Source organism: Hyphomonas sp. (assembly GCF_046313735.1).
GTDB lineage: Bacteria > Pseudomonadota > Alphaproteobacteria > Caulobacterales > Hyphomonadaceae > Hyphomonas.
Genome location: NZ_JBKBXW010000001.1, coordinates 181,990 through 198,786, shown reverse-complemented (window position 1 = coordinate 198,786; position 16,797 = coordinate 181,990). Strand labels below are relative to the sequence as shown.

The following is a 16,797-nucleotide window of genomic DNA, read 5'->3' as shown; positions in this document are numbered from 1 at the left end:
TCAGGCCTCCGTGAGGGGCAGGAGAACGGTAAACCGTGTGGCGCCCGGCTGGCTGTCCACGCGGATCTGTCCGCTATGCGCGTTGATCACTTCACTGACGACCGAGAGGCCAAGCCCCCGCCCGCCGGATTTGGAACTCTGGAACACGTCAAAGATCGTCGACTGGCGCTCGCGCGGGATGCCGGCGCCATTGTCCTCGATCGAGATCAGCATCGCCCGGTGAAGACCGGGACCGAGCCGCGCCTGGCGCATTGCGAGCCCCGCCGCATAGGCCGTACGGATCACTACTTCGCCGCGCGCCCCGGATTCAGACGCTGCCTCGGCGGCATTGCGCACGATGTTCTGGAAGGCCTGCTGCAGATGGTCCGGGTCGGCCATGATGTCCGGCAGCGAGGGATCGAATATGCGCCGGAATTCCACCTTTGCCCCCATCGCCGCCCGCTCCGAGGCGAGCACCTTGTCCAGCAGCGCATGGACATTGCAGCCCTGCATCCGGGGCGCCGAGAACAGCTCGAAGGCCGAGAGCCGGTTCACCAGCCGCTCGATCCGGCGGGCCTCATCCTTGATGATGTCGAGCAGCTCCGATTGCCCGCCATGGCCCTGCCGCTCCAGGAGCTGCGCCGCGCCGATGATGCCGGCCAGCGGGTTCTTCACCTCATGGCCGAGGATACGCCCGAACCCGGCGGCCCCGGCAATCCCTTCGGACGGGTCGCGCGCCGGTGCCTCGGCGAGCGCCAGGATGAAGTTCTGCCCCTCGACCATCCGCAGGCGGACATCACAGATCACCCGCACCTGCATCGACGGCCCGGAGACCGGCGTGGCCGGCGCGGTGATCTCCGCCGGGTCGCGCTCGGCCCGGTCGATCAGCTCGAACAGGAGGGAGTCATGGAAGATCACCTCGCTCAGCGGCCGCCCGACGAGGGCCCGGCGGGACAGCTTGAGCAGCGACTCCGCCGCCGGATTGACATTCGCAATGCGCCGCCGCGCATCCAGCTGGATCAGCGCAATCGGCGCCACATCGGCAAGCCCCGACGGCTTGACCCCGGTCAAAGTACTCATGCCGGAACACCCCTTTCTGGGACAACTCCTGAATAAACGTCTCTCAGCGCGCTGATCAGCGCGGAGGCTGGCGCAAGGCGGCAGAGATCCGCGCGCAGCTGCCGGCGCGCGCCCTCCTCCATCGGCATGTCCAGCGCATCAATGGCGGCGGCGACATGCTTGCGCACCATCCGCAGGCCAAGGTCGGCGCCATAGAGCGCCACGGAATCCTCGATCTGCTCACACAAGGCAGACAGCTGTTCGCCAAGGCCCGGCGCCCGCCAGGAGCGGCCTTCAAGGCTCGCGGCAACCTCGCCCACGATCCAGGGCCGGCCCATTGCCGCCCGGCCGATCATCACCCCATACGCCCCGCTGAGCGCCAGCGCCTCGCGCGCGCTCGAAATGTCCGAAATGTCGCCATTGACGATCACCGGCAGGGCGACTGCCTCGACTGTCCGGCGCACCGCCGCCCAGTCCGCCCGCCCGCCATAGAACTGGCAGCGCGTGCGCCCGTGCACGGTCAGCATTGCCACGCCCCGCGCCTCTGCCATCCGGGCAAGCTCCGGCGCGTTGAGGGAAGTATCATCCCAGCCCAGCCGCATCTTCAGCGTCACCGGGCGTCCGCCCGCGCCTTCAATGGCCGCGTCGATGATCTCGCCGGCCACAGAGAGGTCACGCATCAGCGCCGAGCCGGACTGGCCGCCTGTCACCTGTTTCGACGGGCAGCCCATATTGATGTCGATGACATCGACGCCCGCTTCCGCCATCAGCCGCGCGCCGGCGAGCATGTCTTCCGGTCGCCTTGCTGCAAGCTGCACGATCAAGTCGCCCGCCCCCTCATGCCGGCAGGTGCGCCGCACAACGTCCGGTCGCGCGCGGGCGAGCATTTCGCCCGCCACCATCTCGGATACAACCGCAGGTGCCCCGAAATGCACCGCCTGGCGCCGCATCGGGGCATCAGTCGCCCCCGACATCGGCGCGAGGAGCACTTTCGGTGCCTGAAATTTGTTCATGCACTCATCTTCCCGACTTTTCATTTTTTCGCAAGCGCACAAATGATGTGCAATAACTTTCCCCTGTGAGGACATTTCGTAGTGTAGCCAGCCCCTTCAGGGCCGGATACAAGCCGGAACATGACCAGAGCCGCTGCCATAATTGTCGCCGGAGGAACAGGCCAGCGCGCAGGCGCCAGCCGCCCGAAACAGTGGCAACCCCTTCTCGGCCGGCGGGTCATTGACTGGTCCGTCGACGCCTTCCGGGCGCATCCGGCGATTGCCGAGCTGATCGTGGTGGCTGACGCCGGCGCCGCGTTCGAGCCCGGCACCCTCCCCGTGAAACTGGCCCCGCCGGGGGCCACGCGAACCCTGTCCGTGCTGAGCGGCCTCGCGGCGGTGACCCTGCCGGAGGATGCGCCGGTCCTGATCCATGACGCCGCAAGGCCAGGCCTCGACGCGGCCACCATCACCGCCCTCATCGCCGCGCTCGAAACCTCTGACGGCGCCGCCCCCGCCCTGCCCGTCTCCGACGCCCTCAAACGCGCACGCGAAAACGGCGCCATCGACACGGTTGACCGCGCCGGCCTCTGGCGCGTGCAGACCCCGCAGGCTTTCCGCCTCGGCGCCATCCGCAAGGCCCTCGCGAGCGCCGGACCCGACCTCGTCGACGACCTCGCCGCCATAGAAGCCACCGGCGGACGGATAGAATTCGTTCCCGGCTCCGCCCGCCTCACCAAGATCACCTATCCGGAAGATTTCGACATGCTCGCCCGCCTCCTCGCCCCCTCTGGCACCCCGCGCATCGGCAAGGGCTATGACGTGCATGAGTTCGAGGCCGGCACCCATGTCACCCTCTGCGGCGTCGCCATTCCGCATGTGGCGAAACTGAAAGGCCACTCCGACGCCGACGCCGCCTGGCATGCCCTGACCGATGCCATCCTCGGCGCCGTCGCACTGGGCGACATCGGCGACCATTTCCCGCCCTCAGACCCGCGCTGGAAGAATGCCGACAGCGCCATCTTCCTCAAGGCCGCGCAGGACCTCGCCCTCCAAAAAGGCTACGCGATCGCCAATTGCGACATCACCGTCATCTGCGAAGCCCCCAAGGTAAAACCCCACCGCGAAGCTATGCGCGCCCGCACGGCGGAGCTGCTGGGGCTTCCGCTCGATGCGATCAGCGTGAAGGCGACGACGACCGAGGGGCTCGGCTTCACGGGTCGGCGCGAGGGGATTGCGGCGGAGGCTGTGGCGCTGCTGGTGCCGGTCTAGTTTCCCCCTCCGCCCCTCCGGGGCACCTCCCCCGCTCTGCAGGGGAGGATAACGGCTTCGCCGGATGCAACACCATCCTCCCCTGCGAAGCGGGGGAGGTGGCAGACCGCGAAGCGGGCTGACGGAGGGGGGAACTTTCCGGGTCCCGGTCCTTGGACCTCTGGTCCAAAGCCGGGATGACGGATAAGGGGCGTTCGCATTTTGCCGTCATCCCGGAAATCGCGCAGCGATTGTCCGGGACCCAGAAAAGCCTCACGCGCCTTACCCCCACGGCATGATTTCCAAGCCCCCACCTTCATGAGAGCCTTCCCCCAAAGACTACCGGGAGGAATGCATGGACAACATCCTGATCACCGAGCGGCGCGGGCATGTCGACATCCTGACGCTGAACCGGCCCGAAGCGATGAACTCGCTCGATTATGAGCTCTATGACGCGCTCGAACACGCCGTGCGCGTGAGCACCGCGCGCGCCATTGTTATCACAGGCTCCGGCACGCGCGCCTTCTGCGCCGGGGATGACGTCAAGAAAATCCTCTCCAAGGGCGCGCCTGTCACGCCGGAGCGGGCAGCGAAAGCCAAGGAGACAGGAGGGCTGACGCCGGCCGCAGACGCCCTTCTGCATACAGACATTCCGGTCATCGCCGCGATCAATGGCTTCGCCCTCGGCTGGGGCGCGGAGCTTGCCATCATGGCGGATATCCGCGTGATGGCTGAGACTGCGAAATTCGGCGAAATCTTCGTCACGCGCGGCCTCTGCTGCGATGCGCCGGGGCTCGGCCGCCTCGCCCAGCTGGTCGGCCGCGAGAAGGCGAGCGAGCTCCTCTTCACCGGCGATGTGATCGATGCGGCCGAGGCGAAAGCCATCGGCCTCGTCAGCCGGGTCGTGCCGCCCGAGGACCTGATGCCGACCGCCATCGCCCTCGCCGAGAAGATTGCCGCCAACCCGCCCCAGGCCGTGCGCGCGCTGAAAGCGGGCCTCCGCCGCACGCTTGATCCCGACTGGCGCGATACCGGCAAATGGGCGATCACCGAAATCCGCCGCCTGATGCAGACCGCCGACGCGAAGGAGAGCGCCGCCGCCTTCCTCGAGAAGCGCACGCCCGTCTTCACGGGGCAGTGAACCGGCGCTAGACAAGCCCCATGTTTCCCGAACGCCTCCGCAACCTCGCCATGCTGGTGCTCGACGATGCCGAGCGCGCGCGGCTGAAGATCGTCACCGCCGAAAGCTGCACCGGCGGCCTCGTCGCCGCGCTGCTGACGGAGATCCCGGGCTCCTCCAGCGTCGTGGACCGGGGCTTCGTCACCTATTCCAACAAGGCGAAGGAAGAGATGCTCGGCGTGCCGGGCGATGTGCTGGCCGATTTCGGCGCGGTATCAGAGCCCGTCGCCCGGATGATGGCCGAGGGCGCGCTGGCAAACAGCCGGGGAAATATCTCGGTCGCGATCACCGGCGTCGCCGGCCCCGGCGGCGGCACGCCGATGAAGCCGGTCGGCACGGTGCACATCGCCTGCGCGCGCGAGAACCGCGCCATTATTCATGAGATGCTTCAGCTCGGCGATATCGGCCGGAACGCCATCCGCATGGCCTCGGTGGAAACCGCGCTCACCCTGATCCAGGCGCAGATGCGGTAAGCCCCGCCCGGCAGGTCAGCGCCTCACTCCTCCCGCAGCACCCGCGCCTTGCCGCGTCCCAGCGCCAGCGCCTTGATCGCGCCGCGAAACGTGCGCACCTCCTGCTGCGTCCACTCCGCCCGCACCAGCGCGCTGCGCAGGTTCGCAATCATCACCGGCGTCTTTTCCGGCGGGTAGAAATAGCCCGCGCGTTCCAGCTCCGCCTCGAAATGCTCGAACATGCCGATCAGGTCTTCCCGGCTCGCCGCCTCGCCGACGCCCTCGCCCTTGCCCTCGAACTTGCCGCCGAGCCCCGCCTGCGCCCCCCACTGGTGACAGAACACGCCGACCGCCTGGGCAAGGTTCAGCGACCAGAAATCCGGGTTCACCGGATAGGTCAGGATTGCATCGCAAAGCGCCACCGCCTCATTCGGCAGGCCGGATTTCTCGCCGCCGAACAGCACCCCGGCAGGTCCGCCGCGCGCCGCCAGCGCCGCCACCGCGCCCGGCGCATCGAAGACCGGCTTTTCCATGCCCCTTGGCCGCGCAGTTGTCGCGACCAGATAGGTCAGGTCCGCGACTGCCGCCTCAAGCGTCTCGAAGACGGACACAACCGTGCCCTGCCCCAGCGCGCCGGCCGACATCGCCTCCGCCGTCTCGCTCGGCCAGCCATCACGCGGGGCGATCAGGCGCAGGTCGGTCAGGCCGAAATTCAGCATCACCCGCGCCGCCGCGCCGATATTCTCGCCCAGCTGCGGCGTGTGCAGCAAAATCGCGGGTTTGGCAGACATATCAGCTCTCAGTTTAGAGGTTTTGACGCGGGCAACGGGTCTGCTATAGCCCCGGCCAACCCGAATGCAGCGCAAGGATTACAGAAAATGGCGAAGATCAAGGTCAAGAACCCCATCGTGGAGATGGACGGCGACGAGATGACCCGGATCATCTGGCAGGTCATCAAGGACAAGCTGATCCACCCCTATCTCGACATCGACCTGAAATATTACGACCTCTCGATCCAGAGCCGCGACGCGACCGACGACCAGATCACCATCGACGCGGCCGAAGCCACCAAGAAATACGGCGTCGCCGTCAAATGCGCGACCATCACGCCGGACGAGGCCCGGGTTGAGGAATTCGGCCTCAAGAAGATGTGGAAGTCGCCCAACGGCACCATCCGCAACATCCTCGGCGGCGTCGTCTTCCGCGAGCCGATCGTCATTTCCAACATCCCGCGCCTCGTGCCGGGCTGGACCAAGCCGGTCATCATCGGCCGCCACGCTTTCGGCGACCAGTACCGCGCGACCGACTTCCTCGTGCCCGGCAAGGGCAAGCTGACCATGAAATTCGAAGGCGAGGACGGCAAGGTCATCGAGAAGGAAGTCTATGACTTCCCCGGCTCCGGCATCGCGATGGGCATGTATAACATCGACGAGTCGATCCGCGACTTTGCCCGCGCCTCGTTCAATTACGGCCTGCAGCGCAAGATGCCCGTCTACCTCTCCACCAAGAACACGATCCTGAAAGCCTATGACGGCCGCTTCAAGGACATCTTCCAGGAAATCTGGGACACCGAATTCAAGGACAAGTTCGCTGAATTCAAAGGCACCTACGAGCACCGCCTGATCGACGACATGGTCGCCGCCGCGATGAAATGGTCCGGCGGTTATGTCTGGGCGTGCAAGAACTATGACGGCGACGTCCAGTCCGACACGGTTGCGCAAGGTTACGGCTCGCTTGGCCTGATGACCTCGGTGCTGCTCTCCCCCGATGGCAAGACCGTCGAGGCTGAAGCTGCCCACGGCACCGTCACACGCCACTACCGCGCCCACCAGAAAGGCGAGGCCACCTCGACCAACTCCATCGCTTCGATCTTCGCCTGGACCCAGGGCCTCGACCATCGCGGCCGCATGGACGAGACCCCCGAAGTGCGCGCCTTCGCCCAGCTGCTCGAGAAGACCATCATCGAGACGGTTGAAGCCGGCTTCATGACCAAGGACCTCGCCCTCCTCGTCGGCCCCGACCAGGGCTACCTGACGACCGAAGGCTTCATCGAAAAAGTCGCCCAGCGCTTCGAAGAGGCGATGGCGAAAGCCTGATCCGTCCTCTGACGGATTGACCTGCAACGGCGGCCGGGGTTTCCCTGCCGCCGTTTCCTTTTGTGGCGCCTCTCATATGACCGAAATCACTCTCCGCCCCGCCCGGCCCGACGACGCCGAACGCCTCGCCCATATCGGCGTCGCCACCTTCATCGACAGCTACACTTTCGACATCGACGGCGCCGCCATGGTCGCCCATTGCACGCGCCAGCACGCGCGCAGCGTCTATGAGGCCTGGCTCGCAGACCCCGCTGCCTCGGTGTGGCTCGCCGAATATGCCGCCACCGGCGCCCCCATCGGCTATGCCGTCAACTGCCCGCCGGACCTTCCGGTTGCGCCCGAGCCCGGCGATATCGAGCTCAAACGCATCTACGTCCTCTCCCGTTTCCACGGGACCGGCACGGGCGAGCGCCTCATGCGCGCCGCCCTCGAAGACGCAGCCGCGCGCGGCGCTCCGCGCCTCCTCCTCGGCACCTATCAGGACAACCGCCGTGCCGTCGCCTTCTACACCCGCCACGGCTTCGAACTCATCGGCACACGGAAGTTCGAAGTCGGCGGCACATTCTATGACGACATCGTCATGGCAAAGCGCCTCTGACGCGCAATTCAGCCCTGCGGTTCGTCGTCGTCCGGCGCCACCAGCGCGCCATACAGTGACGCGATATAATTGAACGCCTCCGGATCACCCGCCCGCGCCTTGGGCAGCGTCTTCTGCAGCTCCGCCCAGCCCGCCCGGCCCTGCGCGTCCTGCATCAACACGGCCTGCAGCCCGGCGATCATGCCTTCCAGCCGTGCCATGTCCGCCGGGTCAATAGCCCGCTGCGCCTGTTCGGCATACATGGATTTCAGTGCCCGGACGATAATGTCGTCCTCATAGGCCCGGATCTTGTCGATGGAGTCCGCCGAGATCACCTTGGAGGCATATTTCTTGATATCCTTGACCGTGACATCATCGACCACCTGCAGGAGGTCGATCACATTCTGCCCGGCCCGCCCGATATCGGTCGCATAGACCACCATCGAGAAGTTCAGGAAGATCGTCCGCCACCGCGTCGGAGCGTTCGCCTCACCCGCCTCTTTGTCCTTCACCCCGCGCATGTAATTCAGGAAACGCCCCGCCGGCCCTTTCACGGCGTTCAGCAACACCGCGCGTTCCTCGGCGGAAATACTGTGGTCAGCGTCCCCGCCCGTCCGCGCCAGGCTCACCCGCGCGGCCATGATCGTCAGGATGATCCGGATTTCCTGCAGCCCGTCGATAATCTCGGCCTGCCGGCGATACTCCGCCGATTGCATGTAGACCGTCAGAATCAGGCCGACGACGACCACGATCAGCGCAACCGACGCTGTCAGCGCACTGCTGTTCTGCCCGTCCCCCGGCAGGTTTGCCCCCAGCGGGGTCAGGAGCAGCACCAGCCCGCCGCTCACCGTCACCAGCGAAAAGACGACAATCACCCATTGCAGGATACTCACGCGCGACAGCATCCCTGTCCCCTCCGTTCGCTTGTCCCGCCTATTCAGCAGTCCCGGCAAACGCGCGCAAGCCCGGTGATTACCCCCGTCGTTTACCGCGCCTCAGGCCTTCCGCGCGCTGCGCACATTGCGCACCATGCCGTCCGTGGACGTCATGACCAGCGTATGCGTGTGCACCCGGCCATCCTTCACCGACACGCCGTCCAGAAGCGATCCCGGCGTCACGCCCGTGGCGCAGAACACCGTCTCGCCCGAGGCCAGCTCGTTCAGCGAATAGGTCTTGTCGAAATCGGTAATCCCGGTGCGTGCCGCGCGCTTCTTCTCGTCCTCATTGCGAAACACGAGGCGGCCGAACATCTGCCCGCCCACGCATTTCAGCGCCGCCGCCGCCAGCACGCCTTCCGGCGCGCCGCCCTGGCCGACATACATGTCGATGCCGGTTGCCGGATCGGTCGTTGCGATCACGCCGGCCACATCGCCGTCCGAGATCAGCGCAATCCGCGCGCCCGCCGAGCGCAGCGAGTCGATGATTTCCTGATGGCGCGGCCGGTCAAGCACACACACCGTCATGTCTTCCACAGCCCGGCCGGCATGTTTCGCCAGCGCGCGGATATTGTCGGCGGGCGACTTGTCGAGGCTGACAATACCCTCCGGATAGCCCGGCCCGATGGCCAGCTTGTCCATATACGTGTCCGGCGCGTGCAGGAGCCCGCCGCGCGGCGCAATCGCCAGCACCGCGCAGGCATTCGCCATCGCCTTCGCCGTCAGCGTCGTGCCTTCAAGAGGGTCCAGCGCAATGTCGATCTCCGGGCCTTTCCCGGTGCCGACTTCCTCGCCGATGTAGAGCATCGGGGCTTCATCCCGCTCGCCCTCGCCGATCACGACGCGGCCCTTGAAATCCACCGCATTGAAGGCAGACCGCATGGCGTCCACAGCGGCCGCATCGGCCTTCTTTTCGTCGCCGCGCCCGGCAAGGCGCGCAGCGGCAATCGCCGCTTCCTCCGTCACGCGCACCATGGCATCGGCAAGGCTGGAAGTCAGAACATTGTTATTCATGGACTTTTTCTCCGGTCCGGTCGTTCCTGTTAGTCTGGGGCAGCCTTAAGCAATTAGCTTGCCGTCTCAATCCGTATCAGTCTCGGCGCGTCCACCGTCACGCCCAGCGCGTCGATGCGCTTCAGGGCTGCGGCCATGTGATCGCGCGGGCAGCGATGGGTGACAACCGCCACAGGGCTCGCCCCGCTCTCATCGGCGGAATCCTGCAGGAGCTTGTCCACCGACACGCCTTCCTCGGCCAGCGCCTCGGTCAGCGCCGCCAGCGTGCCCGGCCGGTCGGCGAGGCGTACGCGCAGGAAGAAAGGCGCAATCTCGTCGCCTGTGCCGGTCACGAAAGGCTGCGCCACATGGTGATCGGCCCGGCCGAACGCATTGCGGATCGCCGGGCGGAACAGTTTCGCCACATCGCCCATCACCGCGCTCGCCGTCGGCCCCGGGCCCGCCCCCGGCCCGGTCAGCACGACCGCGCCCAGCGGGTCAGCCTCGACGCGCACCGAGTTCAGCGAGCCATCAATGCGCGCCAGCGCATGGGCCGCCGGCAGTGCCATCGGCTCCACCCGGCAGACAACGCCCGCCTTGGTCAGCACGCCTTCGGCAATCAGCTTGATCCGGAAACCCAGCCGGTCGGCGAGGCGCAGGTCCAGGAGGCCAATCTCTTCAATGCCGCGCACGGCCACCTTCGAGAAATCAAGGTCTGCCGAGAACGCAATCGCCGACAGGATCGCCGCCTTGTGGGCTGCGTCCATGCCGGACACGTCCAGCGTCGGGTCTGCCTCGGCATAGCCGCGCTTCTGCGCCTCCTCCAGCACATCCTCGTAGGACCGGCCGGTCTCCAGCATGGTCGAGGTGATGAAATTGCACGTCCCGTTGAGGATGCCGGACACGCGCTTGACTTCGGTGCCCGCCAGGCTGTCGCGCAGCACGCGCACCACCGGGATGCCGCCCGCCACCGCCGCCTCGAACAAGAGGTCCACCTGCTTCTCGGCTGCCAGCGCGGCGAGTGCCTGCCCATGCTTGGCGATCAGCGCCTTGTTGGCGGTCACCACATGCTTTCCGGCCCGCAGCGCCGATTCCACCGCAAACTTCGCCGGCCCGTCCGACCCGCCGACGAGTTCCACGAACACGTCCACCTTCGGGTCCTCGGCCAGCGTCGCGGCGTCGTCATACCAAGTATAGGCATCCGTGCTCACCGGCCGGTTCCGGCTCTGCGAGCGCGCACTGACGCCCGCAATCACCACCTGCCCGGGCAGGCGGAGCCGCTCCTGCCGCTGCACCAGCTCAATCAGCCCGCACCCCACATGGCCGAGCCCCGCAATCCCGATCCTCAAAGGCCCCACGAGGGTCCCCTCACACGCTATCCAGACACCGCGCGCTGCCTAGCCCTTTTGGGGCCCGGGGGGAAGGCCTTAAGCCCCCTCTCCTTGGGGAGAGGGGGTTGGGGGTGAGGGGGCGCGACCTCTCAACGAAGCGCTCCGCTCAGCCGCTGCTCCCCCTCACCCCTGCCCCTCTCCCCCGTTCCGGGGGCGAGGGGTTCAAGGAAGGGTCACGCCGCCGCGACCGGCTTGATTTCCTTCACGCCGCGCGAGGCCAGGAACTTGCGGATATTCCGCCCGGCCTGCCGGATCCGCTGCTCATTCTCGACCAGCGCGATGCGGACATAATCATCCCCATGCTCGCCAAAGCCTGCGCCCGGCGCCACCGCCACATGCGCCTCGTTGATCAGCTGCAATGAGAATTCGAGGCTGCCGAGATGGCGCAGCTGTTCCGGGATCGGCGCCCAGGCGAACATCGAGGCTTTAGGACTCGGCACAGGCCATCCGGCGCGGGTAAAGCTCTCCACCAGCACATCGCGGCGCGCCTTGTAGATCGCGCGCGTCTCCGCCACGCAGTCCTGCGGCCCGTCAAGCGCGGCCACCGCGGCCACCTGGATCGGCGTATAGGCGCCATAATCGAGATAGGATTTCACCCGCGCCAGCGCGCCCACAAGCCGCTCATTGCCCGCGACGAAACCGATCCGCCAGCCGGCCATCGAATAGGTCTTCGACATGGTGGTGAACTCCACCGCGATATCCTTCGCCCCGTCGACCTGCAGAATGGAGGGCGTCGGCTCGTCGAAATAGATCTCGTTATAGGCAAGGTCCGACAGCACCCAGAGGTCATGCTTCTTCGCGAAAGCGACGGCCTCCTTGTAGAAATCGAGATCGCAGACAGCCGCTGTCGGGTTCGACGGGAAGCACAAGACCATCGCCGTCGGCGGCGGCACCGAATAGCGCACGGCCTTGCCAAGGTTCGACAGGTACTGCTCCGGCGTATGCGCCGGCACGCCGCGGATCGAGGCGCCGGCAATGATGAAGCCGAAATGATGCAAGGGATAGGACGGGTCGGGCGCGAGGATCACATCCCCCGGCGCAGAAATCGCCTGGGCAAGGTTTGCAAACCCTTCCTTGGAGCCGAGCGTGACGATCACCTCCCGGTCCTTGTCGAGGCTGACGCCGAAGCGGCGCCTGTAATAGTCGGTCAGCGCCCGGCGCAGGCCGGGTATGCCGCGCGAGGCGGAATAGCCGTTCACATCCGGCTTGCGCGCGGTCTCGACCAGCTTGTCGACGATATGTTTCGGCGTCGGCAGGTCCGGATTGCCCATGCCGAGGTCGATGATGTCCGCGCCCTTGGCCCTCAGCGCCGCCTTGGTGCGGTTCACCTGCTCAAAGACATAAGGCGGCAGGCGCCGGATCTTGTGAAAGTCGGTGTTCATGGGGAGGGGCTCCGGTCAGTCCTGGGTTACGCGCGGCACGGTGAAACTCGCACGGATCGCCGCAAGATCCGCCTCGGTCAGGAACGCTTCCGGCGGCTCCTCATCCCCAAGGCGCGCCCGGATGTCTGCTGCAAGCTGGAGGATTTCCTCGATACCGCCCTGTGGCGGCTCGGCTCGCGGATTGTTGTCGAACTGCGCGACCAGCTGCGCGGCGCGGCTGCGGCGCTGCGCCAGCCCCCGGCCCGGCACGCTCGCCGGCTCCAGCCGGGGCACATCCGCAATCGCCGGATACCCCTCGCCCCGGATTTCCGTGCGCCGCTCACCATACCATTCCGGCGCCTGGCCCACCGCCTCGCGCACCGCCGAATAGGATGAGGCGCACCCCGCAATGAGCAGGAATGGCACACTCAGGAGGGGAATCGCGGTGTTTTTCATGCTTAAACTCATTAAATCACAAACTTTCCGAAGGATAGATAAGCCCGATCAAGCGGGCAAAACTACGACCAATGAGCAGCAAACCTTTCCTGCCGGCTGAAACCGACAGCCTCACCGCGCTGATGATGGCGCAGGATCCGGCGCGGCTGCACCTCCTGATGACGACGCTGGCGCTTGCCAACACCGAATCCCAGGCCCTCCTCACCGAAGTCATCACCGGCTCCGGCCCGCTCGGCACCATCGCCAAGGGCGACCCGATGGGCGCAGGCGACGCCATGCGCGAGCTCGGCCTCAGCCTTGCGCGCAATCCGATGGCGCTGATGCAGGCGAATATGGAGCTCATGCAGGGCTGGATGGGTCTCTGGCAGGAAATGGCGATGGAAGCCCTCGCGCCGGAACCGCCCCCCGTCAAGGACAAGCGCTTCTCCGATCCCGAATGGCAGACCAATCCCGGCTTCCGGTTCATCCGCAAGGCCTATGAGGTCAATGCCAAATGGCTGACCAGCCTCGCCGACAAGGCACCCGACCTTGACGACGCCATCCACCTGCGCGCCAAATTCTTCACCCAGCTGCTCACCGACAGCCTCTCGCCCACCAATTTCCTCGGTACCAATCCACAGGCGCTGAAAGCCTTCATCGAAAGCGGCGGCGAAAGCGTGCTCGCGGGCCTGCGCATGGCGCGCGAGGATGTGCGCAAGGGCAATGGCAAGCTCTACATCACCCAGACCGACGAGACCCCGTTCGAGCTTGGCAAGAACATCGCCACCGCCCCTGGCGAAGTCGTCTTCCGCAACGACCTGATCGAGCTCATCCAGTATGCCCCGACGCAGGCAACGGTCCACGCCAAGCCCCTGCTGATCTTCCCGCCCTGGATCAACAAATTCTACATTCTGGACCTGCAGGAAAAGAATTCGATGATCCGCTGGCTGGTCAATCAGGGCCTCACCGTCTTCGTCGTCTCCTGGCGCTCCGCAGACAAGGTGACGAAGGACTATACCTGGGACGACTACGTTCAGAAGGGCATCTACGCCGCCACCGAAGCCGCCCTGATGGCCGCCGGCGCGAAAAGCCTCAATGCGGTCGGCTACTGTATCGGCGGCACGCTCCTCACCTCCGCCCTCGCCCACATGGCCGCCACCGGCTATTCGAAGATCGACTCGGCCACCTTCTTCGCCTCGCAGTCCGACTTCGAACTCGCCGGCGACCTGAAAGTCTTCACCGACGGGCCGGGCCGCAATTATGTCTTCGGGATCATCGACGAGCATGGCGGCATCATGCCCGGCAAGGACATGTACGAGACCTTCAACTGGCTGCGCCCGATCGACCTTGTCTGGCGCTATGTCGTTGACCAGTACATGCTGGGCAAGCCGCCCCGCCCCTTCGACCTGCTCTACTGGAATGCCGACCAGACCAACATCCCCGGCAAGGTCCACAAGCGCTACCTTGAGGAATGCTACGCCGAGAACCGTCTCGCGCGCGGGGAATATACCGTCCTCGGACAAAAAATCAGCATGGGCGACATCAAGGTGCCTGTGATGCTTCAGGCCTCGAAGGACGATCATATCGTGCCCTTCGAAAGCGTGTTCCGCACGGCGAAACGCTATGGCGGGGACGCCACCTTCGTCCTCTCCGGCTCGGGTCATATTGCCGGCGTCGTCAATCATCCGGATGCGAAGAAATACCAGCACTGGACCCGCCCCGGCCCGCTCGCGCCGCATGCTTCAGCGAAAGACTGGATGTCGGGCGCCGAGGAAACACCCGGCAGCTGGTGGCCCACCTGGTGGGCCTGGCTGAAGCCGAAATCCGGCCGCAAGGTGCCCGCCGTCCAGCCCAAGGACATGGGCCTCGGCCCCGCCCCCGGCACGTATGTCAAGACGCGCCTCGAGCACATCAAACTCCCGGCGGAGTGAACCACCCAAAGCTCCGCTCCCTTGGAGAGAGAGTTGGGGGTGAGAGGGCGCAAGCCTCAATACCGCTTGACGCTGGGCCCCGGCTTCCGCCGGGGTGACATGAACTGAAGCGGGGACACCCTTCTGTTTCTGCTGGGTTCGCACATCCCTATCCCCCCAAAAACCACCTCATCCCCTGTAATTCCGGCGCAGGCAGGGACCCAGAAAACTTCGCAGGAACAAGGCTCAACACTCGCCCGGCGCGCTCCACCAATAAAAAACACCAGCAATCCAATCCGACCGGGTCCCGCCCCGCCATATACTCTGCCTCGAAGCCGGATGGTCCGGCTTCGGGTCGGGCCGGGCGTGTTTCGTCATCACGACCTGGCTCAAACTGCGGGTGGCGGCAGGCTCCGGGACGCCGGGGACACCAATACCAAACTGTAGAGTAAAAATTCCGTCCCCGGACCAATTGGGCCATCGCCCCATCCGCAGGACCCTTTGCCAAGCATCACCGGAAGGGAAAGCTCCCTGTCCGGATTTTCCGCCTGCGTGCAATCCTCGGCTCAGCCTTTCAGGAACGCCAGCGCCTTCTCCGCATCCATCGGCCGGGCAAAGGCATAGCCCTGCGCATGGTCGAAGCCCAGCGCGCGCAGCCGCCCGGCATCCTCGCGCCGCTCCACGCCTTCAGCCGTAGACGACATGCCGAGCCGCGTCGCGAGCAGCGTAATCGTGCCGAGGATCGTGTCGATGCGCGCCTCGCCGAGACGCCGCGTCAGGCCGTGATCGATCTTCAAACTGTCGAAGGGCAGGTCGGCGAGCCACTGGAACGAGGAATGCCCCGTGCCGAAATCATCGAGCACCAGCCCCGCCCCCACCGCCTTCATCGCCATCGCGGCGGACAGCGCATGGTTCTCGTCGCGCAGGGCCGCCTGCTCGGTCAGCTCCATGCGCAGCGCCTTCTCCGGCAGCTTGTAGCCATTCATGAGCGCCTCGATCAGCGCCGGCAGGGTCGAGCGTGTCAGCTCCCGCGCCGTTAGGTTCACATGCATGAAAAGGTCGTCGCGTCTTGCCCCCTCGCGCAGCTTCGACAGCGTCTCGGCTGAGCGGATCAGCATATTGGAGGCCAGCGCCTGGTCTTCATACCGGCTCGGCGGCGCGTTCACCTCGATGCCGTCCCAGCGGGCCAGCGCCTCGAAGCCGACCACCCGGCCATCCCTCAGCGAGATGATCGGCTGGTAGACGGGCACAAGATCCGGCCCGGGGCGCATCTCGGCGGGGTCGATCTCGGGGAAGCTCTCGCCGGCAAGCAGCATGCCGCGCGCCTCATTATCGCTGACGAAGGCGCCGACGAAATGCACGTCCCGCCCATTGGAAAGCCTCAGCCCGCAGCGCACCGGCCCGTCACTGGCCGACAGTGCCTTGCCAAGACGCCCCCGGCTCAGCCCCTCCACCATCTTTTCAAGCGCATCGAGCGACCAGTTGCCGGCCATGTCTGAGAGCAGCGTGCCGGTGCGCGCCTCGATGATCAGGCGGCCTGCGCCGCCGCGCCAGTGCCAGCTGCCCTGCGGGTCTGTCGGAAGGGGTTTAGACATGCAGGCTCAGTCCTAGCCGCGAATGTCCGGGCTGACGAGCGCAAAAAGAACATGGTCGCGCCGGGTTCCGGCGATCTCCAGATAGGCCTTGGCATAGCCCTCCTCGGCAAAACCGGCGGCCTCCAGCACGCGGCGCGAGCGGTCATTGCCGGGCACGATGCCCGCCTCGATCCGCGCCAGCCGCAGCGCCGGGAACGCCCAGTCGCAGAGGCCCTTGACCGCTTCCTGCATATAGCCCTGCCCCGCATGGGGCGCGCCGATCCAGTAGCCGAGGCTCGCCGCATTGGCCGGCCAGGCGCGCACCTGTGTCAGCGAGGCCCCGCCCAGCAGCATGTTGTCAGCGGCCCTCCGGATCAGGAACACATAGCCCCTCCCCGCCTTCCAGGCCTTGTTCCAGGCATCCACGCGGCGATGCCAGTCGCCGCGCGAGAGGGCATCCTTAGGCCAGCGCGGCTCCCACGGCTCCAGCCAGTCGCGGCTTTCCCGGCGCAGGGCGGACCATTCGGCATAGTCGCTGCGCCGCGCCCCCATCAGCACCGTCCGCCCCGCCGGGATCACCGTATCAGGCGGGATGAGGGCCATCGCCGCGCC

16 protein-coding genes are annotated in these 16,797 nt (G+C 66.0%); 6 read left to right on the top strand and 10 right to left on the bottom strand.

Features of this window, described 5'->3' with window-relative positions:
• Positions 1-1,059 carry a two-component system sensor histidine kinase NtrB gene (locus tag ACK4SV_RS00920; protein WP_409915901.1) on the bottom strand — a complete coding sequence of 353 codons (1,059 nt, stop codon included), beginning with the start codon at positions 1,057-1,059 and terminating at the stop codon, positions 1-3.
• Positions 1,056-2,051, bottom strand: coding sequence for a tRNA dihydrouridine synthase (locus ACK4SV_RS00915; RefSeq protein WP_409915900.1), 996 nt, complete (start codon positions 2,049-2,051; stop codon positions 1,056-1,058). Before ACK4SV_RS00915 ends, ACK4SV_RS00920 begins: the two co-directional genes overlap by 4 nt.
• Positions 2,052-2,171: 120 nt before the next feature.
• On the opposite strand from ACK4SV_RS00915, the gene ACK4SV_RS00910 reads away from it, so the two are divergent.
• From ACK4SV_RS00910 to ACK4SV_RS00900, 3 genes are all read left to right on the top strand, one after another.
• A complete protein-coding gene (locus ACK4SV_RS00910; protein ID WP_409915899.1) occupies positions 2,172-3,302 on the top strand; it encodes a bifunctional 2-C-methyl-D-erythritol 4-phosphate cytidylyltransferase/2-C-methyl-D-erythritol 2,4-cyclodiphosphate synthase in 1,131 nt (376 codons plus the stop codon).
• A gap of 334 nt (positions 3,303-3,636) precedes the next feature.
• A complete protein-coding gene (locus ACK4SV_RS00905; RefSeq protein ID WP_409915898.1) occupies positions 3,637-4,422 on the top strand; it encodes an enoyl-CoA hydratase/isomerase family protein in 786 nt (261 codons plus the stop codon).
• A gap of 20 nt (positions 4,423-4,442) precedes the next feature.
• Complete coding sequence (locus ACK4SV_RS00900) at positions 4,443-4,934, top strand: CinA family protein (protein WP_409915897.1); 492 nt, start codon at positions 4,443-4,445, stop codon at positions 4,932-4,934.
• Between the two features lie 23 nt (positions 4,935-4,957).
• Here the strand turns inward: ACK4SV_RS00900 and ACK4SV_RS00895 are convergent, their stop codons facing one another.
• Positions 4,958-5,704 (bottom strand): RNA methyltransferase, encoded by a 747-nt coding sequence (locus ACK4SV_RS00895; protein WP_409915896.1) that lies wholly within the window; start codon positions 5,702-5,704, stop codon positions 4,958-4,960.
• A gap of 87 nt (positions 5,705-5,791) precedes the next feature.
• Between ACK4SV_RS00895 and ACK4SV_RS00890 the strand changes: the two genes are divergently transcribed.
• Entirely contained in the window at positions 5,792-7,009 is a 1,218-nt protein-coding gene (locus ACK4SV_RS00890; RefSeq protein WP_409915895.1) for an NADP-dependent isocitrate dehydrogenase, read from the top strand.
• A 76-nt stretch (positions 7,010-7,085) separates the two neighbouring features.
• Positions 7,086-7,607, top strand: a complete 522-nt coding sequence (locus ACK4SV_RS00885) for an N-acetyltransferase family protein (protein WP_409915894.1) — start codon at positions 7,086-7,088, stop codon at positions 7,605-7,607.
• An 8-nt stretch (positions 7,608-7,615) separates the two neighbouring features.
• On the opposite strand, the gene ACK4SV_RS00880 is transcribed toward ACK4SV_RS00885, so the two are convergent.
• The 5 genes from ACK4SV_RS00880 to ACK4SV_RS00860 all read right to left on the bottom strand — a co-directional run bounded on the left by ACK4SV_RS00880 (position 7,616) and on the right by ACK4SV_RS00860 (position 12,722).
• A complete protein-coding gene (locus ACK4SV_RS00880) occupies positions 7,616-8,491 on the bottom strand; it encodes a hypothetical protein (RefSeq protein ID WP_409915893.1) in 876 nt (291 codons plus the stop codon).
• A gap of 90 nt (positions 8,492-8,581) precedes the next feature.
• The gene (gene glpX / locus ACK4SV_RS00875) at positions 8,582-9,535 is read right to left on the bottom strand and encodes a class II fructose-bisphosphatase (RefSeq protein ID WP_409915892.1); all 954 of its coding nucleotides are present in this window, start codon (positions 9,533-9,535) and stop codon (positions 8,582-8,584) included.
• A 53-nt stretch (positions 9,536-9,588) separates the two neighbouring features.
• Entirely contained in the window at positions 9,589-10,872 is a 1,284-nt protein-coding gene (locus tag ACK4SV_RS00870) for a homoserine dehydrogenase (protein ID WP_409915891.1), read from the bottom strand.
• Between the two features lie 206 nt (positions 10,873-11,078).
• Positions 11,079-12,287, bottom strand: coding sequence for an LL-diaminopimelate aminotransferase (locus tag ACK4SV_RS00865; protein ID WP_409915890.1), 1,209 nt, complete (start codon positions 12,285-12,287; stop codon positions 11,079-11,081).
• 15 nt (positions 12,288-12,302) lie between these two features.
• Positions 12,303-12,722: a hypothetical protein gene (locus ACK4SV_RS00860; RefSeq protein WP_409915889.1), complete on the bottom strand. Its 420-nt coding sequence runs from the start codon at positions 12,720-12,722 to the stop codon at positions 12,303-12,305.
• A 71-nt stretch (positions 12,723-12,793) separates the two neighbouring features.
• Between ACK4SV_RS00860 and phaC the strand changes: the two genes are divergently transcribed.
• On the top strand, positions 12,794-14,632 hold the full coding sequence (gene phaC / locus ACK4SV_RS00855; RefSeq protein WP_409915888.1) for a class I poly(R)-hydroxyalkanoic acid synthase: 1,839 nt from the start codon (positions 12,794-12,796) through the stop codon (positions 14,630-14,632).
• 545 nt (positions 14,633-15,177) lie between these two features.
• On the opposite strand, the gene ACK4SV_RS00850 is transcribed toward phaC, so the two are convergent.
• Both ACK4SV_RS00850 and ACK4SV_RS00845 read right to left on the bottom strand, forming a co-directional pair.
• Entirely contained in the window at positions 15,178-16,206 is a 1,029-nt protein-coding gene (locus tag ACK4SV_RS00850; RefSeq protein WP_409915887.1) for an EAL domain-containing protein, read from the bottom strand.
• Positions 16,207-16,218: 12 nt separating this feature from the next.
• Positions 16,219-16,788 carry a GNAT family N-acetyltransferase gene (locus tag ACK4SV_RS00845; protein WP_409915886.1) on the bottom strand — a complete coding sequence of 190 codons (570 nt, stop codon included), beginning with the start codon at positions 16,786-16,788 and terminating at the stop codon, positions 16,219-16,221.
• Positions 16,789-16,797: the final 9 nt, after the last annotated feature.